29 protein-coding genes are annotated in these 24,457 nt (G+C 60.9%); 23 read left to right on the plus strand and 6 right to left on the minus strand.

From position 1 onward, the window contains the following. The first annotated feature begins 136 nt into the window (after positions 1-136). The 6 genes from mddA to ACVWVY_RS19260 all read left to right on the plus strand — a co-directional run bounded on the left by mddA (position 137) and on the right by ACVWVY_RS19260 (position 5,426). On the plus strand, positions 137-913 hold the full coding sequence (gene mddA / locus ACVWVY_RS19235) for a methanethiol S-methyltransferase (RefSeq protein ID WP_456627850.1): 777 nt from the start codon (positions 137-139) through the stop codon (positions 911-913). A 36-nt stretch (positions 914-949) separates the two neighbouring features. After that, positions 950-1,372 carry a GFA family protein gene (locus tag ACVWVY_RS19240; RefSeq protein ID WP_456627851.1) on the plus strand — a complete coding sequence of 141 codons (423 nt, stop codon included), beginning with the start codon at positions 950-952 and terminating at the stop codon, positions 1,370-1,372. A 324-nt stretch (positions 1,373-1,696) separates the two neighbouring features. Further along, positions 1,697-2,980: a CaiB/BaiF CoA transferase family protein gene (locus ACVWVY_RS19245; RefSeq protein ID WP_456627852.1), complete on the plus strand. Its 1,284-nt coding sequence runs from the start codon at positions 1,697-1,699 to the stop codon at positions 2,978-2,980. 114 nt (positions 2,981-3,094) lie between these two features. Next, positions 3,095-4,228, plus strand: coding sequence for an alpha-hydroxy acid oxidase (locus ACVWVY_RS19250; protein WP_456627853.1), 1,134 nt, complete (start codon positions 3,095-3,097; stop codon positions 4,226-4,228). A 162-nt stretch (positions 4,229-4,390) separates the two neighbouring features. Further along, positions 4,391-4,597 carry a hypothetical protein gene (locus tag ACVWVY_RS19255; RefSeq protein ID WP_456627854.1) on the plus strand — a complete coding sequence of 69 codons (207 nt, stop codon included), beginning with the start codon at positions 4,391-4,393 and terminating at the stop codon, positions 4,595-4,597. Positions 4,598-5,072: 475 nt separating this feature from the next. After that, positions 5,073-5,426: a phasin gene (locus ACVWVY_RS19260; RefSeq protein ID WP_456627855.1), complete on the plus strand. Its 354-nt coding sequence runs from the start codon at positions 5,073-5,075 to the stop codon at positions 5,424-5,426. 21 nt (positions 5,427-5,447) lie between these two features. Here ACVWVY_RS19260 and ACVWVY_RS19265 read toward each other — a convergent pair whose 3' ends face one another. Next, complete coding sequence (locus ACVWVY_RS19265; protein WP_456632250.1) at positions 5,448-5,669, minus strand: hypothetical protein; 222 nt, start codon at positions 5,667-5,669, stop codon at positions 5,448-5,450. Between the two features lie 199 nt (positions 5,670-5,868). Here ACVWVY_RS19265 and ACVWVY_RS19270 point away from each other — a divergent pair, with 199 nt between their 5' ends. Further along, a complete protein-coding gene (locus ACVWVY_RS19270) occupies positions 5,869-6,153 on the plus strand; it encodes a hypothetical protein (RefSeq protein ID WP_456627856.1) in 285 nt (94 codons plus the stop codon). An 80-nt stretch (positions 6,154-6,233) separates the two neighbouring features. Here the strand turns inward: ACVWVY_RS19270 and ACVWVY_RS19275 are convergent, their stop codons facing one another. After that, positions 6,234-6,419: a hypothetical protein gene (locus ACVWVY_RS19275; RefSeq protein WP_426527777.1), complete on the minus strand. Its 186-nt coding sequence runs from the start codon at positions 6,417-6,419 to the stop codon at positions 6,234-6,236. Positions 6,420-6,654: 235 nt separating this feature from the next. After that, on the minus strand, positions 6,655-6,900 hold the full coding sequence (locus ACVWVY_RS19280; protein ID WP_456627857.1) for a hypothetical protein: 246 nt from the start codon (positions 6,898-6,900) through the stop codon (positions 6,655-6,657). A 190-nt stretch (positions 6,901-7,090) separates the two neighbouring features. Here ACVWVY_RS19280 and ACVWVY_RS19285 point away from each other — a divergent pair, with 190 nt between their 5' ends. The 6 genes from ACVWVY_RS19285 to ACVWVY_RS19310 all read left to right on the plus strand — a co-directional run bounded on the left by ACVWVY_RS19285 (position 7,091) and on the right by ACVWVY_RS19310 (position 10,285). After that, positions 7,091-7,252: a hypothetical protein gene (locus ACVWVY_RS19285; protein WP_456627858.1), complete on the plus strand. Its 162-nt coding sequence runs from the start codon at positions 7,091-7,093 to the stop codon at positions 7,250-7,252. Between the two features lies 1 nt (position 7,253). Then, positions 7,254-7,529, plus strand: a complete 276-nt coding sequence (locus ACVWVY_RS19290) for a hypothetical protein (RefSeq protein ID WP_456627859.1) — start codon at positions 7,254-7,256, stop codon at positions 7,527-7,529. After that, positions 7,526-7,828: a hypothetical protein gene (locus ACVWVY_RS19295; protein WP_025589467.1), complete on the plus strand. Its 303-nt coding sequence runs from the start codon at positions 7,526-7,528 to the stop codon at positions 7,826-7,828. The genes ACVWVY_RS19290 and ACVWVY_RS19295 overlap by 4 nt, the downstream gene beginning before the upstream one ends. A gap of 49 nt (positions 7,829-7,877) precedes the next feature. Beyond that, complete coding sequence (locus ACVWVY_RS19300) at positions 7,878-8,306, plus strand: GNAT family N-acetyltransferase (RefSeq protein WP_456627860.1); 429 nt, start codon at positions 7,878-7,880, stop codon at positions 8,304-8,306. Between the two features lie 193 nt (positions 8,307-8,499). Beyond that, entirely contained in the window at positions 8,500-9,726 is a 1,227-nt protein-coding gene (locus tag ACVWVY_RS19305; RefSeq protein ID WP_456627861.1) for an acyl-CoA dehydrogenase family protein, read from the plus strand. A 10-nt stretch (positions 9,727-9,736) separates the two neighbouring features. Then, a complete protein-coding gene (locus ACVWVY_RS19310) occupies positions 9,737-10,285 on the plus strand; it encodes a flavin reductase family protein (protein WP_456627862.1) in 549 nt (182 codons plus the stop codon). Between the two features lie 51 nt (positions 10,286-10,336). Here the strand turns inward: ACVWVY_RS19310 and ACVWVY_RS19315 are convergent, their stop codons facing one another. Beyond that, on the minus strand, positions 10,337-11,212 hold the full coding sequence (locus tag ACVWVY_RS19315; protein WP_456627863.1) for a polysaccharide deacetylase family protein: 876 nt from the start codon (positions 11,210-11,212) through the stop codon (positions 10,337-10,339). 25 nt (positions 11,213-11,237) lie between these two features. After that, positions 11,238-12,344, minus strand: a complete 1,107-nt coding sequence (locus ACVWVY_RS19320; RefSeq protein WP_456627864.1) for an LLM class flavin-dependent oxidoreductase — start codon at positions 12,342-12,344, stop codon at positions 11,238-11,240. A 176-nt stretch (positions 12,345-12,520) separates the two neighbouring features. Here ACVWVY_RS19320 and ACVWVY_RS19325 point away from each other — a divergent pair, with 176 nt between their 5' ends. From ACVWVY_RS19325 to ACVWVY_RS19340, 4 genes are read left to right on the plus strand one after another with little or no spacing between them, the layout of a single operon-like run. Then, positions 12,521-13,402, plus strand: a complete 882-nt coding sequence (locus ACVWVY_RS19325; RefSeq protein ID WP_456627865.1) for an FAD binding domain-containing protein — start codon at positions 12,521-12,523, stop codon at positions 13,400-13,402. Then, positions 13,399-13,884: a (2Fe-2S)-binding protein gene (locus tag ACVWVY_RS19330; protein ID WP_456627866.1), complete on the plus strand. Its 486-nt coding sequence runs from the start codon at positions 13,399-13,401 to the stop codon at positions 13,882-13,884. Before ACVWVY_RS19325 ends, ACVWVY_RS19330 begins: the two co-directional genes overlap by 4 nt. Beyond that, complete coding sequence (locus tag ACVWVY_RS19335; protein ID WP_456627867.1) at positions 13,881-16,274, plus strand: xanthine dehydrogenase family protein molybdopterin-binding subunit; 2,394 nt, start codon at positions 13,881-13,883, stop codon at positions 16,272-16,274. The genes ACVWVY_RS19330 and ACVWVY_RS19335 overlap by 4 nt, the downstream gene beginning before the upstream one ends. 41 nt (positions 16,275-16,315) lie before the next feature. Then, positions 16,316-17,131 carry an enoyl-CoA hydratase/isomerase family protein gene (locus tag ACVWVY_RS19340; RefSeq protein ID WP_456627868.1) on the plus strand — a complete coding sequence of 272 codons (816 nt, stop codon included), beginning with the start codon at positions 16,316-16,318 and terminating at the stop codon, positions 17,129-17,131. A 12-nt stretch (positions 17,132-17,143) separates the two neighbouring features. Here ACVWVY_RS19340 and ACVWVY_RS19345 read toward each other — a convergent pair whose 3' ends face one another. Next, on the minus strand, positions 17,144-18,298 hold the full coding sequence (locus ACVWVY_RS19345) for a zinc-dependent alcohol dehydrogenase (protein WP_456627869.1): 1,155 nt from the start codon (positions 18,296-18,298) through the stop codon (positions 17,144-17,146). Between the two features lie 186 nt (positions 18,299-18,484). Here ACVWVY_RS19345 and ACVWVY_RS19350 point away from each other — a divergent pair, with 186 nt between their 5' ends. The 6 genes from ACVWVY_RS19350 to ACVWVY_RS19375 all read left to right on the plus strand — a co-directional run bounded on the left by ACVWVY_RS19350 (position 18,485) and on the right by ACVWVY_RS19375 (position 24,152). Further along, positions 18,485-19,492 carry an ABC transporter substrate-binding protein gene (locus tag ACVWVY_RS19350; RefSeq protein WP_456627870.1) on the plus strand — a complete coding sequence of 336 codons (1,008 nt, stop codon included), beginning with the start codon at positions 18,485-18,487 and terminating at the stop codon, positions 19,490-19,492. Positions 19,493-19,528: 36 nt separating this feature from the next. Continuing rightward, positions 19,529-20,344, plus strand: coding sequence for an ABC transporter permease (locus tag ACVWVY_RS19355; RefSeq protein ID WP_456632251.1), 816 nt, complete (start codon positions 19,529-19,531; stop codon positions 20,342-20,344). A gap of 4 nt (positions 20,345-20,348) precedes the next feature. Beyond that, on the plus strand, positions 20,349-21,134 hold the full coding sequence (locus tag ACVWVY_RS19360) for an ABC transporter permease (RefSeq protein ID WP_456627871.1): 786 nt from the start codon (positions 20,349-20,351) through the stop codon (positions 21,132-21,134). Continuing rightward, positions 21,131-22,192 carry an ABC transporter ATP-binding protein gene (locus tag ACVWVY_RS19365; RefSeq protein ID WP_456627872.1) on the plus strand — a complete coding sequence of 354 codons (1,062 nt, stop codon included), beginning with the start codon at positions 21,131-21,133 and terminating at the stop codon, positions 22,190-22,192. The genes ACVWVY_RS19360 and ACVWVY_RS19365 overlap by 4 nt, the downstream gene beginning before the upstream one ends. A gap of 8 nt (positions 22,193-22,200) precedes the next feature. Beyond that, on the plus strand, positions 22,201-23,040 hold the full coding sequence (locus ACVWVY_RS19370; protein WP_456627873.1) for a phosphodiesterase: 840 nt from the start codon (positions 22,201-22,203) through the stop codon (positions 23,038-23,040). Positions 23,041-23,183: 143 nt separating this feature from the next. Next, the gene (locus ACVWVY_RS19375) at positions 23,184-24,152 is read left to right on the plus strand and encodes a Bug family tripartite tricarboxylate transporter substrate binding protein (RefSeq protein ID WP_456627874.1); all 969 of its coding nucleotides are present in this window, start codon (positions 23,184-23,186) and stop codon (positions 24,150-24,152) included. Positions 24,153-24,457: the final 305 nt, after the last annotated feature.

Raw genomic sequence — 24,457 nt, forward strand, 5'->3', positions numbered from 1 at the left:
TACCGCACCTTTCTCAAGAAACAATCAAGTCGGTCTCATGAAGAGATCAAGCATCAGGCAAAGTCCTGGCGCCATTCTTCATGCATCCTGCCAAAATCGGGAGTTGCAATCCCATTTCCCGCGCGGAGTCAATTTAATGACGGAAACCCAAGTCATCGGCCCGTCTACGCCGGGCAATCGAATATCAAGATTCACTGCATTTCTGTTCGGCGGTGTGGCCTATCTCACATTCCTGTTCACGATTCTGTACGCCATCGGCTTCGTATCGGGGCTCATCGTGCCGAAGGCGATCGATACCGGCGCGAATTCGGGGATATTCGAGGCAATTGTCGTCAATCTCACACTGATGTCGTTATTCGCCATCCAACATAGCGTCATGGCGCGTAAATCGTTCAAACACTGGTGGACGCAGTTTATTCCGAAGTCAGTCGAGCGCAGCACCTATGTGCTGTGCGCAAGTCTGGCGCTTGTGCTACTCTTCTGGCAATGGCGTCCGATGCCGGCCGTGATCTGGAATGTCCAGGAGCCCGAAATGGCCATGGTGATTGCCACACTGTCGTTCATCGGTTGGGTGATCGTGTTCATGAGCACCTTCCTGATCAATCATTTCGAACTGTTCGGACTACATCAGGTCGCCAACAATCTCGTCGGCCGCGAGATGCCGGCGCCGGTCTTCCGGACGCCGTTCTTCTACCGTTTTGTCCGGCACCCGATCTATCTCGGTTTCATCATCGCGTTCTGGGCGACCCCGACGATGAGCGCCGGGCATCTGCTGTTCGCGGCGGTGACCACGGCCTACATCTTCGTCGGCATCATGCTCGAAGAGCGCGACCTCGTCGGCATGTTCGGCGATGAATATCGCCGTTATCGCGAGCACGTTTCGATGCTGTTCCCTTGGCACAAGCTGAACTGACCACTTCTCAATTGTCTGTAAGGAGACGGAAGAATCATGAAGCATACTGGAAGCTGTTTTTGCGGTGCGGTTGAGGTCCAGGTCACGGGCGCGCCGGAAGGAATGGGTTATTGTCATTGCCGTTCGTGCCGCTCGTGGTCCGGAGGACCGGTGAACGCGTTCACCCTGTGGAAGCCGGAAGCGGTACGGATCACGACGGGCGCGCAACATGTCGCGACGTTCGAGAAGACTCCGATGAGCCAGCGCAAGTACTGCGCGGAGTGCGGCGGTCACCTGATGACCAATCATCCGACGCTCGGGCTGGTCGATGTCTTCGCCGCAACCCTCCCGACACTCCCGTTCACGCCCGGCGTGCATGTCAATTACGCCGAGACGGTGCTGCCGATGCGGGATGGGCTGCCCAAGCTGAAGGACTTTCCCGCCGAGCTTGGCGGCTCCGGTGAACTGATCGCCGAGTAGGAAAGCCGGATTTCACAGAAGTGACGGCGCCGCGAACGCTGTTCGTGGCGCCTGTGCGTCGATGAGACGTCGCTCGACTCCCGGGCCTGACCGGGGGGCGGGCGACGTCTTTTTGGGTACCGTCGCGGTCGGGTCCAGGTCTGCAGCCTGGAGGCGAGGGAATGCCGCGGCTCCGCGTGCCGTCTTTGAGAGCTATGTCAGCGGCAGGTCCCGCCCTGCAAAATCGGGGTTTGGCGTTACCCGTCTGGTTCCGGTAAGAAAGCCTTGAAGTCGCGGTGAAAATCTTCGTTTCGCCAGGCAGAATAACAAGAGGAAATGCCGGAGATGACTGCCAAGCCGCAATTGCCGGAGCGAACGCCGCGTGCAAAAGGCGAACCGACTGCGCTGGATGGTCTGCTGGTGGTCGACTTCACCCGGGTCGTGGCCGGCCCGGCCTGCACGCAAACGCTGGCGGATTTCGGCGCCGAAGTAATCAAGATCGAAAACCCCGACGGGGGTGACGATACCCGCCATTACGAACACGCCGAAATCGGCGGCGAGAGCGCGGCCTATCTCAGTCTCAATCGCAACAAACGCGGCATCGCGCTCGATTTCAACAATCCTGCGGCGCTCGAAGTCGCGCGCGAATTGATCGCGAAAGCGGATGTCGTGGTGGAGAATTTCTCCGGCGGCGTGATGAAGAAGTTCGGTCTCGACTATGCCACCGTCGCGCCGACCAATCCGAGGTTGATCTATTGCTCGATCTCGGCCTATGGCCGCAAGGGCGAGTTCGCCTTGCGTCCGGGGTTCGATCCGATCACGCAGGCCGAAAGCGGTTTCATGTCGCTGAACGGATTTGCCGATGGGGAGCCGGTGCGGACCGGTCCGCCGATCGTCGACATTGCGACCGGCATGTCGGCATGCAACGCGATCCTGCTGGCGCTGATCGCCCGCGACCGGCTCGGCCGTGGCCAGCAGGTCGAGGTCGCGCTGATCGACACCGCCGTGACGATGACCGGTTTCTACGGCATGGCCTATCTGGTCAGCGGCGCGAATCCCGGCCGCTTCGGAAATTCGCCGAACGGCTCGCCCACCGTCGGCGTCTATCAGGCATCCGATGGGCCGCTTTACATGGCCTGCGCCAACGACCGCCTGTACCGCCGGCTCGTGGTGGACGTGCTCGATCGGCCGGACCTCGTCACCGATCCTGAGTTCGCCCACAGGAAAAACCGGACCGCCAACAAGGAAAAGTTGCGCGCCATCATCGCCGGTATCTTTGCCAGCGACAGCCTCGAGCATTGGATGGCGAAGATGAAGAAGGCGAACATACCGGTCGGCTATCTGCGCACCGTTGAGGAAGGCTTCAACGCACCAGAAGTACGCGACCGTCATCGCCTCAGCCGGATTCCGCATCCGACCGCGGGCGCCGTCCCGAATATTGAAACGCCGCTGCAGATGAGCTTGACGCCAACCGTCGATCCCGTGGCGGCGCCGCTGCTCGGCGAGCATACCAGGGACGTGCTCCAGAAGACCCTCGGCTATGATGAGCGACGTATCGCTGATCTTGCTGAGGCGGGGGCTTTCGGGAAGGGCGGAAAATACGGCCTGAACGGCGCTGATCAGGTTTGAAGTATCTCGCAATCGAATAACATCCCTGCGTTTGCACGACGCCTAACCCGTTCAAAGCGGTAGCTTTTCCCGTTTGTCTGCGGCTAATGTGCCGCCAAACGGGAGAGAAGCAGCATGAATGAGGGGATCCCCCTACGGTCGGCGCGGAATGTCGAACTCGGCGCCAGCGGTGAAGAATACCAGAATCTCCACGAATTCGTCCGAAAAGCCCGCTCCCGGCTCAACCAGAACGCATGGGATTATATCGTCGGCGCCGCGGAGACGGAGACCACCATGCGCCGCAACCGAATGGCGCTCGACGAGATTGCATTCCGGCCCCGGGTGCTGCGGAACGTCGCTGAGGTCGACGGGTCGACCGAGGTCTTCGGCCGCCGCCTGCGCCTGCCGGTCATGATTGCGCCTGTCGGCGCGCTCGAGATTTTCGATCCCGATTCAGGCGCGGCGGTCGCGCGGGGAGCCGGTCAGTTCGGCGCGGCTCACATGTTGAGCTCGGTGTCGGAGCCGGGGCTCGAGGCGACAGCCAAGGCCGCGCCCGATGCGTTGCGCATCTACCAGCTCTATGTCCGCGGTGACGACGCTTTTGTCGAAGACGTTGTCAGCCGCTCCATCGACAACGGTTATGCCGCCTTCTGCCTGACCGTCGACACGGCGCATTACAGCCGGCGCGAGCGCGATATCGCCAAGCGGTATGTCCGCGAAAGCCGTATCCGGGCCACCGGCGGCGACTTCCAGAAGGGGCTGGAATGGCGAACGGTGAAGCTGATCAAGGACAAGTATAAAATTCCGCTGGTGATCAAGGGTATTGCCACCGCGGAAGACGCGGCCATCGCGCTCGATCATGGCGTGGATTGGATCTATGTGTCGAACCATGGCGGCCGCCAGCTCGACCATGGACGAGGGTCAATGCACGTCTTGCCGGAAATCGTCGACGCCGTTGCCGGCCGCGCCAAGATCATGGTCGACGGTTCGTTCTGCCGTGGCACCGACATCGTGAAGGCGATCGCCTCCGGGGCTGATCTGGTTGGCATCGGCCGCCTGCAATGCTGGGCGCTCGCGGCCGCGGGCGAAGCCGGCATCGTGCGGATGCTGGAGCTGCTGGAAGATGAGATGATCCGCTGTCTCGGGCTGCTCGGCGTCACCAGCCTTGCCGAACTGGACAAGTCTTACCTGCATGCGGCGACGCCGACCAATCCGCCGAGCGTGTTCAGCGCCTTTCCACTGCTGGATATCGAGCCCTATCGCTATTGAGGCGGGCGGCCGCGCCGGCCTCTTCGCCTGAAACCAGCCCTGTCATTTCCGGAGTTGGTGGTCCGTCAGGGAACCTGACGGGGCATCTCCGCATTATCAGCTGCGCCGAGGACGGCGTCGCCAAACACGAGTCTGATCTCCCATGGTCAAGTAGTCGCGCGCATGGCAGAAAATCCTTTCGCTCAATTCAGCCTCGAGAAGGCAATCGATCTTCGCTGGACGTTGCGGGATATTCAGGCTCGCCGGCTGAAAATGTCGCCGGTCAGCGACGAAGATTTGAAGACATTGACGGGCCTCGGCCTGGTCGAAGCGCGCGACGAAGGGCTCGTGCTGACGCCGGCCGGAACGGCTGTGGTGAATGGGTCGTAGTCAGCGCGCCTTCAGGAAGCTCTCGCCGGAGTCGCAAGGCGTGCAGCGGTAGGTCAGGACGTCGTAATTCTGGTCGCGCGGCTCGATCATGGCCAGCCGCATCTGTGCGCCGCATTTCATGCAAGGCATTTCTATGCTGGTTTGAAATCGCGTACAGGTCGGCGTCGGTCGAAGCGCTTGCAGCATTTTATCCCCATGTCCCAAGAGAGACTTAAAAACCAGAGACGCAACGCCACCGACAATCGATCTTTAACCCGAATCACTATGCCACACTGTTGCCACCATTGGAATCGCGCGTCCACCCGTACGGCTACGGCCCGGGCGAAAAGGAAATCATTCCTTTAGCTGGTCGTTGGGATCGTGGTGGCCGGAGGCTGACGGCCCTGGGTTACGCCCGGCGCGGCCCGCTCCAATACGACGCAGACGCCGCCGGGAATTGTGCTAACCTGCCAAGGTCGACATTGGAGAAGCGACCATGATTGAACCGAAACTCGAAGTCCCGGCCGAGCTGCGCGATCTCGCCGAGAAAACCATCGATCAGGCAGAAAAGGCGTTCGGCATGTTCTTCGATGCCGCCGGAAAGTCCATGACGTCGATGCCCGGTGCGGGTACGGAAATTTCCAGGCAGGCGTTATCGTTCACCGAGCAGAATATGAAGGCTGCGTTCGAGCATGCCCGAAAGCTGGTTCATGCGACCGACCTTCAGGAAGCGATGCGGATCCAGTCCGAATTCCTGCGCAGCCAGTTCACCAACGCCGGCGAACATATGCGTCAGATCACCGGCGGGGTCATGTCCGCCGCAAAGGATTCGGCGAAAGGCAAGTTCTGAGCAACTTCTGAAAAAGGCTCGCTAGCGGCGGCGCGCGATCGCGACACCGAACAAAAAGGCGACGAACAGGCTGGCCAGCGGCGCTTCGCGGGTAATCGCACTGATGGTCGCGAGCGGCATTCCCGGTCGCCGTGCGGTCGTGATCGCGTCGCTAAGACGGCCGGCCGCGGTCTGCAGCGCGTCGGACACTTCCGTGAGCGTGCGGGACACATCGGTCGCGGTATCGATGGCGCGTTCCGCCATGCCGGGCTGCGGTAGGTCTGTGGGTTCGATTTTCACGTACTGCAACTCACTCTGTCGCGCGGCATTAGCCGGGCAGTGGCTGACGTCCTGACAATACACAGCCAGGAGATTTGTTCCCTCATCGCCTGACTGGACGGATGAGGAACATTCCTCATCCCCGGGATTTAATCTCGTGAGGAAATCAACGCGGATCTTCATTATGGCGAAGGTTTTGACGGAGGATCGTTCGCGCAGACCCGGCGGCGCGCCGCTGAAGGTAGCGATGTTAGTCGCCGCTCTCGGTGTGCTCGGCATGCTGATCGTCGATCATGGTCCGTGGAACAAGCCGAAGGTACAGCCGGCCTTTATGGCGAATTACAGTTCGACCGGCGAAGCTGCCCGTGCAGCCGGCGCCAAGGTCATGCCTACCGAGTCGAAGCTGCAGGTGGAGCCTCAGCCACCCATGCCGGCGCCCGTTCATCCGGTGAGCCCGGCGCCGCAGTAGAGCGCGACGTTTGACACGTCGGGCAAATCACCGGCATAACGCCATCTTCACCGAAGTCTGCTGGCTTCCGAACGCGTGTGTTAGCGCACGCTGACGAACGTGCCCCAGCACGCGGCCAACCCGGCAGCGACCAGCACGAGAAACGGATTGTCGCAAAACGGGCTGCCATATTGGCACATCGCGACACCCAGCGAGCCGATCTCGTGACGGCCCGCCGCATAGAACAAGCCCGACAGAATCGTGAGCACGGCAGCAACGAAAAACATTCGACAGCCTCCTTGCGCTCTGTTGGGCCGCAGGTTGCGCCATCACGGCCCAACGATTTCGTTTTCGATGTCGCTGTACGGAAACTGGTTTGCTTTGGCCACTTGACGCGTCGGGCAAATCAGGCGCACATTGGCATCATCGCAGATATCGTAGAGCCCGCGCCGGAAACGGCGGCGGGCTTTTCCGTTTCGAGATTGTCGGCGAGGGCGGTTTCAATTTGTCGAAACCGTTTCGTCAAATTTTCCGCAGTTTGTTGACCGCTCGGAAACGGTTTGACATGTCGGGCAAATCACCGGCATAACGCCACCATCGCGAAAATTGCAAAGCCCGCACGGAGAAATCCGTCGCGGGCTTTTCGTTTGAAATCCCCCAATCGGACGGCGGCCGCACATCGACGCCGCAACTCCCAACGCCCCCGCCGGGCGTCGCGAGCGCGCCGTCGTCCGACCCTTCACACAATTGGCCGGCATGCGCGAACATGTCGGCCTGCGGCGCGGATCGTCACCGCCGCACGCGGCCCCTGACGGGATAAGGTTCGCGCCCCAAATGATCTGCGCCTGCACCGCGATCATGCCGCACGTTTCTTTTTTGGAGAGAAGCTGATGACCGCCTACCTGATATCGCTCGCGCTCATCGGTCTCGTTGTCATCGCCGTATCGGAGGAGTGCTCGTGAGCGCCGAAATCATTCAGTTCATCCCGCGGCCCGGACGCGACGAGGCGCCAACGGATTTCCCGACAATTACCTTCCGCCTTGCGGCGCAGGATCCGGCCGTCGCCCACACCGATGCTGCCGCAGACCGGCCTGCTGAACCGGAGAGGCGAGAAATCTAGCGTGGCCAAGACTCTTGTAGAAATTCGTTCTCTCGCACGCAGCCATACCCGGACCGCAATCCGCGTTCTCGTCGGTATCATGCGATGCGAGGATGCAACGCCCGCTGCCCGTGTGTCAGCCGCCAACGCCATTCTCGATCGCGGCTGGGGCAAGGCCACGCAACCGCTGGAGAACAGCGGCGATGGCGCGCTCGAACTCATTCACCGGATCGAGCGCGTCATTGTCTATTTCGCCAAACGGGGTTTTGAGAACGTGGCGCGGATCATCAAACGATGACCGGGGAGCAGGCTGCGGACGTCAGGGCCATCGTCGTCGAGACCTTGGCCGAACAGCAGAGGATTCGTCATGACGATATCGATGCAGTGGTACTTAAAGCCGTCGCGACGACACTGACCTCGTTCGGAATCGACGAGGAAGATCGAAAAGAGCTTCGCGCCGATTTTCAGCATCTTCGACGCTGGCGCAGAAGCGTCGAGCAGGCTCAGAGCTACACCTTCAAGGCAGTCATCACGGTGATCGTAACCGGGTTCGTCGGAGCCGTGTGGCTCGGCATCAAGGCGACGCTCGGCAAATGATCGGCGAACGTGCCGAAATACTAACGACGAGCAGGGTTCAGGTGCGACGATGTATCGGATTCGAGAGGTCGAAGGGGCTGACGATGACATTTCGGAGACGCTCGGGGAACTTCATCAGCTGACATTCCTTGACGCCGCTCCCGTTCCCAAATTTGATCAAGGGCACTGGTGGCTGGCCTTTCACGGAACCGAGCCGGTCGCCTTCGCCGGTATCATTCCGTCTACCCATGTTTTCAATGCGGGCTATTTTTGCCGTGTTGGCGTGCTCGGAAAGCATTGCGGACATCGGCTTCAGTTGCGCCTGATGCGCGCGATGGAGGCGCGTGCGCGTCTGAATGGGTGGTATTCGATCATCTCCGACACCACAGATAATATGCACTCAGCCAACAACTTCATTCGCGCGGGCTATCGCCTGTTCAGCCCCAAGACCCCTTGGGCCTGGCCGAATACGCTTTATTGGCGCAAGGACGTGAAATAGCGGCTCGCCCGTTGCGGACCTCAAATTCTTCTATTCGCCCGGTGGCCTCTGGCCACCGGGCCTTTTTGCGGTTTTGGGACAGGCGCCTTGTGGCGGAGTAGCCATGCCTCCCGTGCGCCTTGATCATTGGCGGTCAGCCAGTAGACTGGCAAAGCTCGGGCGGCGCAAAGCAACGGAGCGGGCGAGGAATCATATGGCTGGAGACGGCGGAAAGCCGGATGCAGGTTCGTCCGCGGGGCCGGGTGCGGACAACTATGTCGCCATGGTTGCGCGGGCCAAGGCCCTGATTCCGGAATTGCGCGATCGCGCCTCAAAGACGGAAGAGCTTCGGCGCTTGCCGCCGGAGACCGAGCGTGATTTGCATGATGCCGGCTTGTTTCGAATCGTACAACCCAAACGCGTTGGGGGTGCCGAGCTTGACTATGTCGCTCTGGTCGATTGCGCCGACGCGCTGGGGCAGGCGGACGCTTCCGTGGCATGGAATTTCGCCAATCTTGCCAGCCATCACTGGATGCTGGGCATGTTTGACCGGCAGGCGCAGGACACCGTCTGGAGCCGGAATGCCGACACGTTGATCGCGTCGTCCTTCATCTTTCCAGCCGGCCGCGCCCAAAAGGTCGATGGTGGATACGTCCTGCGTGGCCATTGGCCGTTCTCCTCGGGCGTCGAGTCTTGCGACTGGAACATGCTTTCGGGTGTGGTGTCTTCCGACGATGAGGCTGATGGCATCGAATACCGGATATTCCTGCTCAACAAGAGCGCCTATAAAATCAACGACACCTGGAATGCGACGGGGCTCTGCGGTACGGGGTCGAACGACGTATGGGTCGAGGATGCCTTTGTTGCGGAAAACATGACCGTCGCGGTCAGTGATCTGACCGGTGGCCCGACGCCAGGAAGCGCCGTCAATCCAAATGCGCTGTATGGGTTGCCGGTATTCTCGCTGTTTCCTTACGTGTTGTCGGGTGTCAGTCTGGGCAATGCGCAGGCCTGCCTGAATGACTATGTCGGGTTCGCGCGGTATCGGGCTTCGACCTACAACCGTGCCAAGCTTAGCGACCTGCAGACAACGCAAATCAAGATCGCGCAGGCATCCGCCAAGATCGACGCTGCCCGTCTCGTCATGCGCACGAACTGCATCGATGCGATGGCTGACGCGAGGCGGGGTTACATTCCCGACCTTGCGGGCAAGACGAGACTGCGGCGCGACGGCGCGTTTGCAGTGAACCTCTGCACCGAAGCGGTCTCGTTGTTGTTCGCGGCAAGCGGCGCGCGCAGCTTGTTCACGTCAGGCGCGCTGCAGCGGCAATTCCGCGACGCACACGCGGTGAATTCGCACCTCGCATTCAATTTTGATGCGGCAGGGACCAATTATGGACGTGTGGCGCTTGGCCTGCCGTCCGAAAATCTGACGCTCTGAGGCCTGGTGGATGTCTGACGCACCCAAACATCCGGCCGATCCAGCCAATGAATTTGCCAGCGACAACTCGGCAATCGATCCCCGGGACTTTCGCAATGCACTTGGCACGTTCGCCACAGGCGTCACCATCGTCACGGCGATGGCGGCGGATGGAAGGCCGTATGGCGTGACCTGCAACTCGTTTGCCTCGGTGTCACTGAATCCGCCGCTGGTATTGTGGAGTCTGGGGATGTTTTCTCAAGGACTCACGATCTTCCAGAACGCCGGCCATTTCACGGTCAATGTTCTCGGAGCTTCCCAGGAAGCACTGGCGCTTCAGTTTGCAAAATCGTCGGACGACAAGTTCGCGGGCGTGAGCTGGACGCCGGGGCTTGGCAACGCGCCGGTGCTGACCGACAGCGTTGCCAATTTCCAATGCCGTGCGGCCAATCGGTATTACGGCGGCGACCACATTATCTTCCTGGGCGCCGTCGAAGCCTACGCCTATAACCGGCAGGAACCACTGCTGTTTGCGCGCGGCAGCTTCGGCCGGTTTACTGTCGGAGACGGCAACGCGTGAGCGAATCGCCGAAGCTCGCTGGAGCTTCCCATAGTCCGGCGGACCCGCAATTTAATTCTTTGCCATCTTCGCGCGATACCAGTCGCCAATCTCACTGGCTGTCATCAGTGCGACGCCGTCGTGTTCGAGGACGTAGTCGAGCAGCGCTTCCAGATACTTGATGCGATGCGGCACGCCCGTGATGTAGGGGTGAATCGATATCGCCATGATCCGCGCGTTCGATGCGCCTTCGAGATATAACCGGTCGAACTGATCGGTGCAGCGTTTCAGGAATTGCTCGGAAGGCAGATGCTGCAGCGCGTGGATGACGATATCGTTGGTTTCGACCGAGTAGGGGATCGTGGTGATGGTGCCGTGAGGCGTGGCAATGTCCTGCGGCAGGTCGTCGATCACCCAATCCGCGACATAATCGATGCCGTTGAGACGAAGCAGATCGAGGGTCTCCTCGGTCTCCGTGAGGCCGGGGCTTTCCCATGAGCGTGGCGGCTTCCCGGCAAATTTCGAAATTACCTCGACCGAGCGCTTGATGGCATCCGCCTGGTTCTCGACCTTGTGCATCGGCCCCTGCACGAAACCGTGACCCATGAATTCGAATCCGGCTTCGAGAGCAGCGGACGCGACGCGCGGATAGGAAGTGCAGACGTTGGCATTGATTGCCAAGGTCACCGGCATTCTGCGATCGGTCAGCGCCTTGAACTGTCGCCAGAAGCCGGCGCGCATGCCGTATTCATGCCATGACCAGTTCGGCACGTCGGGCAATAGCGGCTGCCCCATCGGCGGGCTCAGCACGGTGCGGGGCATGGCGTTCTCGATCCGCCATTCCTCGACATTGAGGATAACCCATACTGCAAGCTTCTTGCCGCCGGGCAGCGTCAGCTTCGGTCGGTCGACTTGTGCTTGATAGGGGATGCGATCGCTCAGTGCCACGGCAAGCTTTCCTGGTGTAGATGACCTATTCGGCGGCCTTGGAGGGGCCGCATGCGCTGGCATTGACCCTTGGCATGACCTTTTCGGCCATCTGGATCATTGACTGGCGTCCGAGTTCGCGATCCTTCCAATCCTTGCCGGCATAGAGCAGTGTGCCGAAAGGCCCGGTCTCCTCCTGAAAAGCCAGCAGTTGATCCGCGACGCTCTCGGGCGTGCCATGAATGATCAGCCTGTCGCAGATCGACTCCAGCGTCACCTCGTCGTCGGGCTGATCGCGGTGCGTTTTGAACAATTCGATACGACCGCCGCTCTTCAGCTTGGTGAACAGCGAGCGATAGTAATAGACGTAGGGCCCGTTTGGATCGGTGGCGTAGGCCTTTGCGGTGGCTGCGTCCTTGGCGACAAACACACTCTTGGCGACGCGCCAATTCGTCGAATCCGCGGGGCGTCCGGCGCGTTCGCAGCCCTCGACATATTTCGGCCAGTGGCTTTTCACCCATGCCGGCATCAGGAAGTTCGCCGAGATCGGCTCCCAGCCGCGTGCGGCGGCTTCCGTCACGCCCTTTGAGAACGGCGCCACCGCAGTGACCACGATCGGCGGGTGCGGCCGTTGCAGTGGGCGCGGAATAAAGCCCTGGCCGATGTCTTCGATCAGGGTCTTCTGAACTGATATGTTCCAGAATTGGCCTTGCAGATTATACGGCGGCTCGCTCGCCCAGATCTGAAGCACCTGATTGATCGCCTCCAGGAACATGGCATTCCTGTCGGCCTCGAGATTGCCGAATGCTTCCGCGTCCGACAGCAGACCGCCGGGGCTGATGCCGAAGATCAGGCGCCCGTCGAGCATATGATCGAGCATCGCGATCGAAGCTGCAACCGCCGCCGGATGAGCGTTCGGCATGTTGACGGTGCCGGTGCCAAGCTTGATCTGCCTGGTCGACGCCGCGAGCCACGCGATGAAAGCGATGCAGGAAGTGATGTTCTCGGCCCTGTCGGTGACGTGCTCGCCGACATAGGCTTCGGTGAAGCCGAGTTCATCGGCCAGCAAGAAAGCCTCACGGTCCTCCTTGAGCGAAAGCCGCCAATCCTTGTCGACAGGATGGATCGGCATCGTAAAGAACCCAAGCTTCATGGTCTGCTCTTCCCCCAGAGGCAGGCTTTTTGATCGGCACAGAACGTGCGTTGTTCGTCGCTCGAAAACAAGCTCAAACTCGAAACAATCACCCGACAACAAACTTGACCTTTGCTGTTCCCAGCCGTCTAATCCCGCAAAAATACCGATAGTTGGCCGGGGAGGTCACGCCAGAAATGAAAGCCTCGGCTTTCGCTTACGCCCGCGCAACCAGCGTCGCAAATGCGCTGGAATTGCTGACCGTGCACGGCGAGAAGGCCAAGGTGCTGTCGGGCGGCCAGAGCCTGCTGCCGGCAATGAACCTGCGCCTGATCGTGCCCGAACTCATTATCGATATCGGCGAGTTGGCTGAGTTGCGCGGGGTTGTGGTGAAGGGAGGCGTCCTCACCATCGGTGCGCTGACACGTCACGCCGATCTCTTGAAATCTCCGGAAATAGCGGCCCATGCGCCCTTGCTGACGGATGCGGTCGCGCATGTCGCCCATCCTGCAATCCGCAACCGCGGCACCATCGGGGGAAGCCTTGCGCATGCAGACCCGGCTTCCGAACTGCCGGCCTGCATGCTCACGCTTGGCGCGACCATCATTGTTCGCGGACCAGGTGGGGAGCGGCGGATAGCGGCAGGCGAGTTTTTCGCCGGGATCTACGAAACTGCGCTTACGCCGCAGGAATTGCTGGTCGCCGTCGAACTACCGGTGGTCCCGAAGGATTCGACACATTTCTTTCATGAGTTCGCCCGTCGACATGGCGACTACGCAATCGTCGGCCTCGCCGCGCTGGCCGTCATCAAGGACGGGCGGTTCGCCGAACTGCGCCTGGGTTTCTTTGCCGTCGGCGATCGGCCGTTGCTGGCGAGGTCTGCTGGCAGGCTAGTTGATGTCGCCATTACAGCTGACGTGCTATCAGAGACGTTTTCTGCACTGGATGAAGAACTCGACCCTCTGGAGGATCATCAGGCGACCCCTGCCATGCGCCGGCATCTGGCGAAGGTCCTGTTGACGCGTTGCGTAAGCTCGTTGCTTGATCGCCCCGATCTGCGCGCGGGAGTATCAGCGTGACGACTGCGGTTACGATTTCGCTTGTTGTCAATGGCGAACGTGTTGAAGCGAACGTGCTGCCGCGGTTGAATTTGGCGGATTTTCTTCGCGAGCATCTCAAGCTGACCGGCACGCATGTTGGATGCGAACACGGGGTGTGCGGCGCATGCACGGTCCGCGTCGATGGCGATATCGTCCGCTCGTGCCTGATGCTTGCTGTACAGACGCACAATGCGACGGTTGTGACGATCGAGGGAGTGTCCGACAGCGGCGAGATTGCCGATTTACAGTCTGCATTCCGGGAGCGTAACGCACTGCAATGCGGCTTCTGTACGCCGGGAATGCTGATGGCGGCGCAGGATCTGCTGAAGCAGTCGCCGTGCCCGGATCGAGAACAGATCCGCGAACATCTTTCCGGCAATTATTGCCGCTGTACGGGTTACCAGGCAATCGTCGACGCCATCGAGACCACAGCGCTTGCGCGCACCGGACGCCTGCCATGACGTCGACGAAGGTAAATCCTGAGACGCTTTCTGCGCTGGACCGTCCGAACTCCTATATCGGCAAGACAGTACCGCGGCCGAACCTCGACCGGCTGATGCAGGGGCGGGGACTCTATGTCAGCGATATCGAGCTGCCGCGGATGTCGTATGTCGTGTTCGTGCGCTCGCCGCACGCGCACGCGAAGATCAATGGCATCGACGCTTCAGTGGCCAAGCAGATGTCGGGCGTGATCGCGGTCGTTTCGGGTCGCGAACTCTCGACCGTCATCACGCCGTGGGTCGGCGTACTCTCGCATTTGAAAGGCCTCAAATCCGCCGCGCAAAGCGCGATCGCGGTTGACCGCGTCTGCTGGCAGGGCGAAGCGGTTGCGGCCGTGGTGGCGAGCAGCCGCGCTCAGGCCGAGGACGCCGCGGAGCAGGTCTCAGTTGTTTATGAGGAGCTCGATGCCGTAACAGACATGTGCACGGCGCTCGATCCGGCAACAACCGTGATCCATGCTTCGCTCGGCGACAACCTGGCTTTTGAGCGCAATCACGATGCAGGTGCCGTCGATCAGGCCTTTGCCGAATCCGACCAGGTGGTGGAGGCGGAGTTCGTTTTCGGACGGCACACCGGCGTGACCCTCGAACCGCGTTCGGTGGTAGCTGACTGGAATGCCGCGGAAGCGAGACTGACCATCTATCAAGGCACGCAGGCGCCGCATATGGTGCAGAATATTGCGGCGCTCCATCTCGGTTTGAAGGAATCGCAGGTCCGCGTGGTCTGCAAGGACGTCGGCGGCTCCTTCGGCATCAAGGTTCACATTTATGCCGACGAGATGGCGACTTACGCGCTGTCCAAGCTGCTGCGACGTCCGGTCAAATTCGTCGCCGACCGGGTCGAGAGCTTCAACACCGACATTCATGCCCGCGACCATCGCTGCAAGGGAAAGATCGGCGTCAAGCGCGATGGCTCCATCACGGCATTCGAGATCGACGACCTCACGGGGATCGGGCCCTATTCGATGTACCCGCGCACCAGCGCGATCGAGGCCAATCAGGTCGTCAATCTCGTCGGCGGTCCCTATGTGACCAGGAATTATCGCGCCCGGGCCCGTGTCGTGTTCCAGAACAAGAACGTGATGTGCCAGTATCGCGCTGTTGGCCATCCGATCGCCTGCTCGGTGACGGAAGGCCTGGTCGATCTGGCGGCCATGAAGGTCGGCATGGATCCGATCGAGATCCGCCGTCGCAATTTGATTGCCGATGACGCTTATCCCTGCGCTTCACCGTCAGGTCTGCGCTTCGAGCAATTGTCGCACCATTCATCGCTCGCCAAGCTCGTCAAGATGATGGACTACGACGCATTGCGCGCCGAGCAGGCTGCCCTGCGGGCGAAGAACATCCATCGTGGCATTGGTATCGCCAGCTTCATCGAGGTTACCAATCCCAGTGCGGCGTTTTATGGTGTCGGCGGTGCGAAGATATCCTCGCAGGATGGCGTTGCGGTGCGGCTCGACGCGCAGGGGTCGGTGATCTGCCAAACAAGTATCACCGAGCAGGGACAGGGATCGGAATCGCTCACCGCACAGATCGTCGGAAGCGTGCTTGGCGTCTCGATGGATCGTGTCCGCGTGATCCTGGGCGATACTGACAATACGCCGTATGGCGGGGGCACCTGGGCCTCACGGGGCGCTGGTATCGGTGGAGAAGCCGCGCTTCAAGCGACCAAGGTACTGCGCAAGAACATTCTCGACGTAGCGGCGGCCGTCCTGCAATCGACGCCAGGGGAGCTCGACATTGTCAACAATGGCGTCGTGAATGCCGTCGACGGTGCGCTGCGGATCGATTTGAGCGAGCTCGCGCGCATTGTCTATTTTCGCCCCGATACGCTGCCGCCGGGCATTCAGCCCGAGTTTATGGCTACCAGGCACTTTGTCCCGCGCGAATACCCCTTCGCGTTCACCAATGGCGTTCAGGCCTCCTGGCTGGAGGTCGATACCGATACCGGCTTTGTGAAGCTGCTGAAGCATTGGGTGGTCGAGGATTGCGGCACCATCATCAATCCACAGTTGGTCGATGAGCAGATCAGGGGTGGCGTGGTACAGGGCCTTGGCGCCGCGCTGTTCGAGAAATGCGTTTATGACGAACGCGGCCAGCTCACCAACGCCAATATGGCCGATTATCTGGTTCCGATGTCCGGTGAAATGCCTGACATCGATGTCGGGCATGTGGTTTCACCGACCTTGGAATCGGAACTGGGGGCGAAGGGCGCCGGCGAGGCCGGCACGGCCGGTGCGGCGGCGGCCGTAACCAACGCGGTCAACGACGCGCTTCGGCCGTTTGGGACCATCATCACGGAAATTCCGCTGACGCCCCAGGTTATCCTGACGGCCTTGGGACGGATATAATACGACAGCGACACGATCGATCGGACAGAACGAGAAGCCATATGGACCAACCCCAACGCGCGATGCAGACCGAATCCAACGAAGTCCTCTATGAAATTGCCGATCATATCGCCGTCATCACGCTCAACGCTCCCGAGCGTATGAATACGATTTCGGGCCCTATGTTGAATGATCTGACGCGGATGCTTATCAGGGCAAACGAGGATCGCGACGTTCGCTGCGTTATACTCACCGGCAAGGGGCGTGCATTTTGCGCCGGCCTGGATTTGCGTAAAGAGCGCAGCGGCGACGGTCTCAGTTCGGCTTCGTCAGCTACTTCGTTGGACCTGCGCAATACGCCGCCGACCGTTCTGCAGGCGATGGACAAGCCGACGATTTGTGCCGTGAATGGTGGGGCGGCCGGCTACGGCATGGATACGGCGCTCGGCTGCGACATTCGTATCATGGCGGAATCGGCGAAGCTGGCCGCAGCCTTCGTCAAGCGTGGTGTGGTGCCGGAATCGGGCGGCACCTGGTTTCTGCCCCGAATGATCGGTTGGGCCAAGGCATCCGAACTGATCTTTACCGGTCGCACGCTCTCGGCGCGGGAATCTCTCGAGTGGGGCCTTACCAACGAGGTCGTGCCGGATGCCGCGCTGATGGGCCGGGCGCGGGAGGTGGCGCGTGAGATTGCGGCCAACGCGCCGCTGGCGGTTCAGGCCGCCAAGCGCATGATGCGGATGGGGCTCAACGAGACGTTCCCCGATCATGTGCACCACGTCTATCTGCAGCTCCTGCCGCTGTTCAAGACGCAGGACATGCAGGAAGGCATCAAGGCGTTCATGGAGAAGCGGGAACCGAAGTTCGAAGGACGTTGATTGCCGTTCGCGCTATTCGGCTGCCGCACTCGCGATCGCACCCGCCTGCCGGTTGGTCACAACCACCTTGATCGCATCTTCGACGCGCTCACGGGCATAGCGCAGCGCAGTCGGCAGGTCGGTCAACGGAAATGTGTGGGTGTGGATTTTCGTCGCATCGAAACGCTTTTCCGCCATCAGCGCCATGGCGCGGCGGGTGGCACTGCGGCCTTCGCCACGAATTCCGTAGGCATAGATATTGTTCTTCACGAGATGCGCGAGATCCATCGTGACTGGATCGTGCGGAAACGCAGCGAGACAGATCCTTCCGCCGCGATTGGTCATGTGAATGGCCTGGTTGATCGTCGCTTCTGTGCCGGCGCACTCGACCACATAGTCCGCGCCGATACCGCCAGTGAGTTGCCTGACCACCTCAACCGCGTCCTCATCGTTGATATTGACGACACGGTCGGCGCCGAGCTCCCGGCCGATCGCCAGCCGCTTGTTGCGTGTTCCCGTCAGGATGACCGGGCCGGCGCCAAGCGCCTTGGCAACGGCCACCGCGAGTAGTCCGATCGGCCCCGGGCCGATCACCACGACGCTCTCGCCGGCCACCAACCCTCCCAATTCCGTCAACCCATACATCGAGGTCCCCGCGGTGACGACCAGCGTCGCCTCGGCGTCGCTCATGGTGTCGGGCACCTGCGCCAGTGTATTGATGTGATTGACGGCGTATTCGGCAAAACCGCCGTCTGTCGTGAAGCCGTTTGCACGGTGGCCCTTCTCCGGCTTCCCGTAGTTCAGACATGACGTATACATGCCTTGGCGGCAGCGTTTGCACTGGCCGCAGCCGGCGTGGATCTCCACGCTGATCCGCTCTCCGATCTCGAATTCGTCGACGTCGGGCCCGAGTGCGGCGACCGTGCCCATATACTCGTGGCCCGGCGTGAAATTCTTGTTGAAGGGCAGGCCGCCTTCAATTCTGGCCGGTGATCCCGAATGAATGATTTCGAGATCGGTGGCGCAGATCGCAACCGCATCGATCCGGATCAGAACTTCGGCGCGTGAAGGGATCGGTACAGGTTTTTCAAGCAGCAAGAGCTGGTCCGGGTCACCCAGCACCCAAGCCTTCATTCGTTCGGGAATGGGAAGCGCGGGCGATGTTTTCACGCCTGGAGGTTGGTACATGAGTCTCTCCTCTAGCGCCGGATGCTACCGGAAATCGCCGGCCAGCGAAATTGCGGGGTGCCGCTAGCGTCGTGTCGGTTTGCTGCATAGCAAAAACGCCTTGTCGCAAAACCTTCATACGCGGCCTATACTTGCACACCGGTCGGTGATGAGATCGTCAATTGCCGCCCTAAACCGGAGTGACCCATGAATACCGCCCGTTTTGTACTTGCCTTGCTCGCGCTGTCGCTGATCGCGCCCTGGCAATCCGCCAAAGCGGCCGACGTCATTTGCTACAATTGCCCGCCGGAATGGGCGGACTGGGCTTCGATGCTCAAGGCGATCAAGGCCGACCTCAACTACGATATCCCGCACGACAACAAGAATTCCGGCCAGGCGCTGGCGCAGATCCTCGCCGAGAAGAGCAATCCTGTCGGCGATATCGGTTATTTCGGTGTCACCTTCGGCATGAAGGCCAAGGCGCAGGATGCGCTCGAGCCTTACAAGCCGGCGAAATGGGACCAGGTCCCCGCGGGCCTGAAAGATGCCGACGGCTACTGGACCACGATTCATTCCGGCACGCTTGGCCTGTTCGTGAACAAGGACGCGCTCGGCGGCAAGCCGGTGCCGGCCTGCTGGAAGGATCTCCTGAAGCCCGATTATAAGGGCATGGTCGGTTATCTCGATCCGTCGTCGGCCGCGGTCGGCTATGTCGGCGCGGTCGCGATCAATCTGGCGCTCGGCGGCTCGGAAGCAAACTTCGATCCCGCGATCAATTTCTTCAAGGAGCTGCGGAAGAACGATCCGATCGTTCCCAAGCAGACTTCGTACGCCCGCGTTGTCTCCGGCGAGATGCCGATTCTGTTCGACTATGATTTCAACGCCTATCGCGCGAAATATTCGGAAAAGGGCAGTTTTGAATTCGTGATCCCCTGCGAGGGATCGGTGGTGTTTCCTTACGTCGTCGGCCTCGTCAAGAACGCGCCCGACAAGGACAAGGCCAAGAAGGTGCTGGATTATCTTTTGTCCGACAAGGGGCAGGCGATCTGGACCAACGCCTATCTCCGCCCGGCGCGGCCGATCGACCTGCCCGAGGCGGTGAAGAAGAAGTTCCTGCCTGACAGCGATTATGCCCGCGCGAAAAATGTCGACTGGGGCCAGATGGAAAACATGCAAAAAGGCTTTGTCGACCGCTATCTCGCCGAGGTCCGCTGAGGCAATATGGTGCCCTTCGCTGGGCACTTTCTCCCGATATCACACAAATCCTTCGTCTGGTCATGCCTGCTGCCGCTTGCGGTGGTGACGGCGGCATTTTTCCTGTTGCCGATGGTGCGGCTCGTTGTGACCGGGGCGGAGGGGCCGCAGGGGCTCGCTGGCTATCTGGCAATCCTGACCGAGCCGCGCTATCGCGCGACCCTTATCAACACCGTGCTGCTGGCAGCCGCGACCACCATCGTAACGCTCGTTGTGGCGACGATCGCCGGAATGTTTCTGCAGCGGCATCGTTTCCCGGGTCGCGCCGTTCTGATTGCGATGCTGACATTTCCGCTGGCGTTCCCCGGCGTGGTGGTCGGCTTCATGATCATTCTCCTCGCCGGGCGACAGGGCCTGATCGGCGATTTCTCCAACCGCCTGTTTGGTGAGAAGCTGGTCTTTGCCTATTCGATTTACGGCTTGTTTCTCGGCTATCTGTATTTCTCCATCCCGCGCGTCATTCTCACCATCATGGCCGCGGTACAGAAGCTGGATGTCGGCCTGGAAGAAGCCGCGCGTTCGCTCGGCGCGGGCCCGTGGGCGGTGCAGCGCGATGTCGTGCTACCGGCGCTGGCGCCGGCCTTCGTTGCCTCCGGCGCGATTGCGTTTGCGACCGCAATGGGCGCGTTCGGTACGGCGTTTACGCTGGCGACGAACATCGATGTGCTGCCGATGCTGATTTATACCGAATTCACGCTGGCTGCGAACTTCTCCATCTCGGCCGCGCTGTCGGTCGGGCTTGGCATCATCACCTGGTTCATTCTTGCGCTTGCTCGCTCGTTCAGCGGAAGCGCCGTTGCGGCGGCTGGATGAGGCCATGCGCGATCGCCTTATCTTCACCGGCCAACTCATTTTCACACTGCTGGTCGCCGCATTCCTGGTTGTGCCGGCGATCCTGTCGATCTCCGCCGGCGTGACCGTGAATTATTTCCGTGGCATCCAGTCCGGCGTGACACTGCAATGGGTCGTGCAGGTATGGCAGCTCTATGCCGGCACCATCCTGCTTTCGTTTGTGGTCGCATTTGCGACGCTTGCGGTAACGCTCGTCGTAGGCGTTCCAGCCGCCTATGCCTTGCATGTGCGGGGAGGGCGCCTGTCACGGATCGTCGAGGAGATCATCACCCTGCCGTTGGCGATCCCTGGCCTGGCCATCGCGCTGGCGCTGCTCTTGACCTACGGAGGTTTCGGCGATTTTCGCCGCTCCTGGCTATTCATTCTCGCAGGCCATGTCATCTTCACCATGCCCTTCATGGTCCGATCGGTCATGGCCGTGTTTTCGACCGTCGACATCAAGACGCTGGACGAGGGCGCGGCGTCGCTCGGTGCATCGCCGTGGCGGCGCTTCCGCGACGTGATCGTGCCCAACGCGGTGCCGGGGATATTGGCGGGCAGCCTGATGGTGGTGACGTTGTCGCTCGGCGAATTCAATCTGACCTGGATGCTCCACACGCCGTTGACCAAGACGCTGCCGATTGGCCTTGCCGACAGCTATGCCTCGATGCGGCTGGAAGTGGCCTCGGCCTACACGCTGATCTTCTTCGTGATGATCATTCCGCTGCTGGTTGCCATGCAATTGTTTGCCGAGAAGGAACAGAAGAGATGAGTGCGCAGGCCGGACACGGCGCCTCGGTGCGCATCGAGGCCTGCGGCAAGACCTTTGCCGACGGAACGCATGCGCTCGAGCCTGCAACGCTTGACATCGCCCGTGGTGAAACGCTGGTGCTGCTCGGCCCCTCCGGCTGCGGCAAAACCACCATGCTGCGCATCATCGCGGGGCTCGAAGCGCCCGATACCGGTGGCAGGGTGCTGTTCGACGGCAAGGACATGACGGCGGTGCCGATCGAGCGGCGCAACGTCGGCATGGTGTTCCAATCCTACGCGCTTTTTCCCAACATGACGGTATCGGACAATATCGGCTATGGCCTGAAGATTCGCGGGATAGCGGCCAAGGAGCGGGCGGCACGCATTGCCGAACTGGTGGCGCTGACCAATATCTCCGGGCTTGAGAACCGCCGTATCGACCAGCTTTCCGGCGGGCAGCGTCAGCGCGTCGCGCTGGCGCGCGCGGTGGCGATCCGGCCGGGCATCCTGTTGCTCGACGAGCCGCTGACGGCGCTCGACGCCGCGTTGCGCGACCGGCTGCGTGGCGAACTGAATCGGCTGCTGCGCGCGTTGGGCATCACCACGATATACGTGACCCACGATCAGTCGGAGGCCATGGAGCTCGGCGATCGCGTCGTCGTCATGCAGAAGGGAACGATTGCCCAGATCGGCACGCCGCGCGAGATCTACTTCACGCCGAAAAGTCGCTTTGTTGCTGAATTCATTGGCGCCGCGAATATCGTCGAAGCGGCCATCGAGGACGGCCATCTCGTGTTGCCGGGCGGACGGCAGCCGATTCACTGTGATGGGGACATGCCGGCGGCGGTTGCGATGATCCGCCCCGAAACCATCCGCGTGGCGTCAGCCGGAAGTGGGTCGCTTTCGGGCACCATCGACAGCGTCAGCTTTATCGGCGACAGGCAACGGCTTGTGGTCAGTGGTGCGTCCAACCGGTTGCTGACGGTCGATGCGCCGAATACGGTGCGAGCCAAGGCTGGCGAACGGATCGGATTGTCGATTTCGTCGGACGCGGTCCGTCTGTTGCCGCCTGAAAACTGAGAAGGCCGATGTCGTCGAAGCCGGTTCATATTGCGCAGATTTCCGACCTGCATATCAAGCCTCCGGGATCGCTGGCGTATGGCCGGGTCGATACCGCCAAGGCGCTCGAACGTTGTGTCGCAGCGCTGAACGAGTTCGATCCGGCGCCCGATTTCGTGGTGATTTCCGGCGATCTCGCCGACACGCCAACGGCTGAGGAGTATCAATATCTCAAGCGGCTGCTGTCGCCGCTCAAGCTTCCGTTTGCCGGTATTCCCGGCAATCACGATTCGCGCGAGTTGATGCGGGCCGCGTTTCCCTCCGCTTCCTATGCCTTCGTATCCGGGCCGCTCAATCAGAAGATCGAGGTCGCCGGGCTCGATCTTCTGTTGCTGGATTCAAGCGTACATCGAAAGCCGCATGGCGAACTCGAAGGGCCTGCGCTGCAATGGCTTGACGGTATGTTGGCTTCGTCGCCCGACCGGCCGGCACTGCTGTTTTTGCACCATCCCCCGTTCAAGGCGGGCATTTGGCACATGGACCGCCAAAATCTCCTCAACGCGGGCGAGCTCGCGCCCATCGTGCGCCGTCATCCCCGCGTGCAGCTGATCGCAACGGGGCATGTCCATCGCGCGACACTGACCATGTTTGCGGGCGTGCCGACCACGATCTGCCCGGCCCCGAACCATGCCGTCGATCTCGATCTGGCCGAACTGCGCGAACCCTCCTTCAAGGTCGAGCCGCCCGCCTTCCACCTCCACAGCTGGTTTCCGGGCGAGGGATTCGGCACGGTTGTCACCCATCAAGTCCCCATAGGTAGCTTCGATGGGCCGCATCCTTTTTTTGGACCGGACGGCAAGCTCCTTTAGTCACCACGCGCCCACTGATCGGCACGCGCTGCCCGGGTGCAGTCCGCGTTCCGGGCCGATTGCAAAGCGAAGCGTTCGAGCGCAATCTTTCCTCAAGAGAGGCGGCTTGCGATTGCGCAAGGCAGCCCGATCCGGGGGAATGTATGCGTCTGGTCCATTTGCTGATTCCGGCGCTCGCGCTGTTCTCGAGCCACCAAGCGATTGCCCAGGGGAGTTATCCCGACCGACCGATCAAGATGATCGTGCCTCTTGCCGCGGCAAGTGCGGTCGATGTCGCCGCACGGATCGTCACCCAGAAGATGGCCGACAATATGGGCCAGCAGATCGTGATCCTGAACCAGCCAGGCGCGTCGGGGCTGATCGGGGCGGAGGCCGTCGCCCGAGCCGAACCGGACGGTTACACGATCGGCGGCTTCAACGACAGCATCATGACGATGGTGCCGAACCTGCAGTCCAAGATGCGCTGGGACATCCTGAAGGACTTCGAGCCGGTGTCGCTGGTTGCGACGGTGGAGTGGGGGCTGATTGCCAACAATCAGACCAGCTTCAAGAGCGCAGCAGACCTGATCGCGGCCGCGAAGGCGGCACCCGGGAAGATCGATTATGGCTCGGGTGGGCCGGGGAGCCCGCAGCATCTGGCGATGGCGATGTTCGCTTCGGCTGCCGGCATATCGCTGACGCATGTGCCCTACAAGGGCGCCACCCAAGCCGCAACCGACGTCGCCGCCGGCCAGATTCCTGTCGGCTTCCAGGGCCTGGGCACGGTCGCAGCACTGGTGCGCGGCGGTCAACTCAAGCTGATCGGGGTGACCACCGAGAAGAGATTGTCGCAATTCCCTGACGTGCCGACCGTCTCGGAATCCGGTCTGCCCGGCTTCTTCTTCAACTCATGGTTTGCAATCCTGGCTCCTGCCGGCACTCCGAAGTACGTCATTGCTCGTCTGAATGCCGAGGTGCTGAAGGCCGTCGGCGATCCCGAAGTGCGCCGCAAGCTTGAAGAGCTGGGTTTCGCGGTACGCGGCAGTTCAGCGGAGGCGTTGCGCAGCATGACGCGCGATCAACTCGCCAAGTATGAGCGTGTGATCAGGGAAACCGGAATCGCCAAGGAATAGCCGCCGGGCGGATGGCGCCCCGGCCTCCGGCGGGCCTGTCTCCAATCAATAGCAGTAGTCGGCGCCCATTGCGCAGGGACCGGCGCCCCACCTGCCCTGCATTCCATAGTTGCATGGCAGGTTGTTTGCCACGAGAATTCTGGTTGTGCTTAGATCGAGTGCCTTCCGATTCTTCTCAGCCCAAGATGCCAGCCATGGCTTGCCCGCAAAACACCCACCGGTCTCGACAGACGACGTAAAGGCTTGTTCGTCCATGATCTTTCGCTAGTCTGAACAAGGTGGATGGAGGAAGCTGAGGGTGTCTT

This window comes from Bradyrhizobium sp. URHC0002, assembly GCF_054059515.1.

Coding starts and splice junctions, on each gene's coding strand:
- ACVWVY_RS19245 (WP_456627852.1), top strand. CDS start 1,697: ATGACTGCCAAGCCGCAATTGCCGGAGCGAACGCCGCGTGCAAAAGGC.
- ACVWVY_RS19310 (WP_456627862.1), top strand. CDS start 9,737: ATGTCTGACGCACCCAAACATCCGGCCGATCCAGCCAATGAATTTGCC.
- ACVWVY_RS19345 (WP_456627869.1), bottom strand. CDS start 18,298: ATGTACCAACCTCCAGGCGTGAAAACATCGCCCGCGCTTCCCATTCCC.
- ACVWVY_RS19270 (WP_456627856.1), top strand. CDS start 5,869: ATGGCGAAGGTTTTGACGGAGGATCGTTCGCGCAGACCCGGCGGCGCG.
- ACVWVY_RS19335 (WP_456627867.1), top strand. CDS start 13,881: ATGACGTCGACGAAGGTAAATCCTGAGACGCTTTCTGCGCTGGACCGT.
- ACVWVY_RS19340 (WP_456627868.1), top strand. CDS start 16,316: ATGGACCAACCCCAACGCGCGATGCAGACCGAATCCAACGAAGTCCTC.
- ACVWVY_RS19375 (WP_456627874.1), top strand. CDS start 23,184: ATGCGTCTGGTCCATTTGCTGATTCCGGCGCTCGCGCTGTTCTCGAGC.
- ACVWVY_RS19365 (WP_456627872.1), top strand. CDS start 21,131: ATGAGTGCGCAGGCCGGACACGGCGCCTCGGTGCGCATCGAGGCCTGC.
- ACVWVY_RS19240 (WP_456627851.1), top strand. CDS start 950: ATGAAGCATACTGGAAGCTGTTTTTGCGGTGCGGTTGAGGTCCAGGTC.
- mddA (WP_456627850.1), top strand. CDS start 137: ATGACGGAAACCCAAGTCATCGGCCCGTCTACGCCGGGCAATCGAATA.
- ACVWVY_RS19300 (WP_456627860.1), top strand. CDS start 7,878: ATGTATCGGATTCGAGAGGTCGAAGGGGCTGACGATGACATTTCGGAG.
- ACVWVY_RS19265 (WP_456632250.1), bottom strand. CDS start 5,669: ATGGCGGAACGCGCCATCGATACCGCGACCGATGTGTCCCGCACGCTC.
- ACVWVY_RS19360 (WP_456627871.1), top strand. CDS start 20,349: ATGCGCGATCGCCTTATCTTCACCGGCCAACTCATTTTCACACTGCTG.
- ACVWVY_RS19275 (WP_426527777.1), bottom strand. CDS start 6,419: ATGTTTTTCGTTGCTGCCGTGCTCACGATTCTGTCGGGCTTGTTCTAT.
- ACVWVY_RS19280 (WP_456627857.1), bottom strand. CDS start 6,900: ATGTTCGCGCATGCCGGCCAATTGTGTGAAGGGTCGGACGACGGCGCG.
- ACVWVY_RS19260 (WP_456627855.1), top strand. CDS start 5,073: ATGATTGAACCGAAACTCGAAGTCCCGGCCGAGCTGCGCGATCTCGCC.
- ACVWVY_RS19370 (WP_456627873.1), top strand. CDS start 22,201: ATGTCGTCGAAGCCGGTTCATATTGCGCAGATTTCCGACCTGCATATC.
- ACVWVY_RS19305 (WP_456627861.1), top strand. CDS start 8,500: ATGGCTGGAGACGGCGGAAAGCCGGATGCAGGTTCGTCCGCGGGGCCG.
- ACVWVY_RS19255 (WP_456627854.1), top strand. CDS start 4,391: ATGGCAGAAAATCCTTTCGCTCAATTCAGCCTCGAGAAGGCAATCGAT.
- ACVWVY_RS19320 (WP_456627864.1), bottom strand. CDS start 12,344: ATGAAGCTTGGGTTCTTTACGATGCCGATCCATCCTGTCGACAAGGAT.
- ACVWVY_RS19250 (WP_456627853.1), top strand. CDS start 3,095: ATGAATGAGGGGATCCCCCTACGGTCGGCGCGGAATGTCGAACTCGGC.
- ACVWVY_RS19325 (WP_456627865.1), top strand. CDS start 12,521: ATGAAAGCCTCGGCTTTCGCTTACGCCCGCGCAACCAGCGTCGCAAAT.
- ACVWVY_RS19295 (WP_025589467.1), top strand. CDS start 7,526: ATGACCGGGGAGCAGGCTGCGGACGTCAGGGCCATCGTCGTCGAGACC.
- ACVWVY_RS19350 (WP_456627870.1), top strand. CDS start 18,485: ATGAATACCGCCCGTTTTGTACTTGCCTTGCTCGCGCTGTCGCTGATC.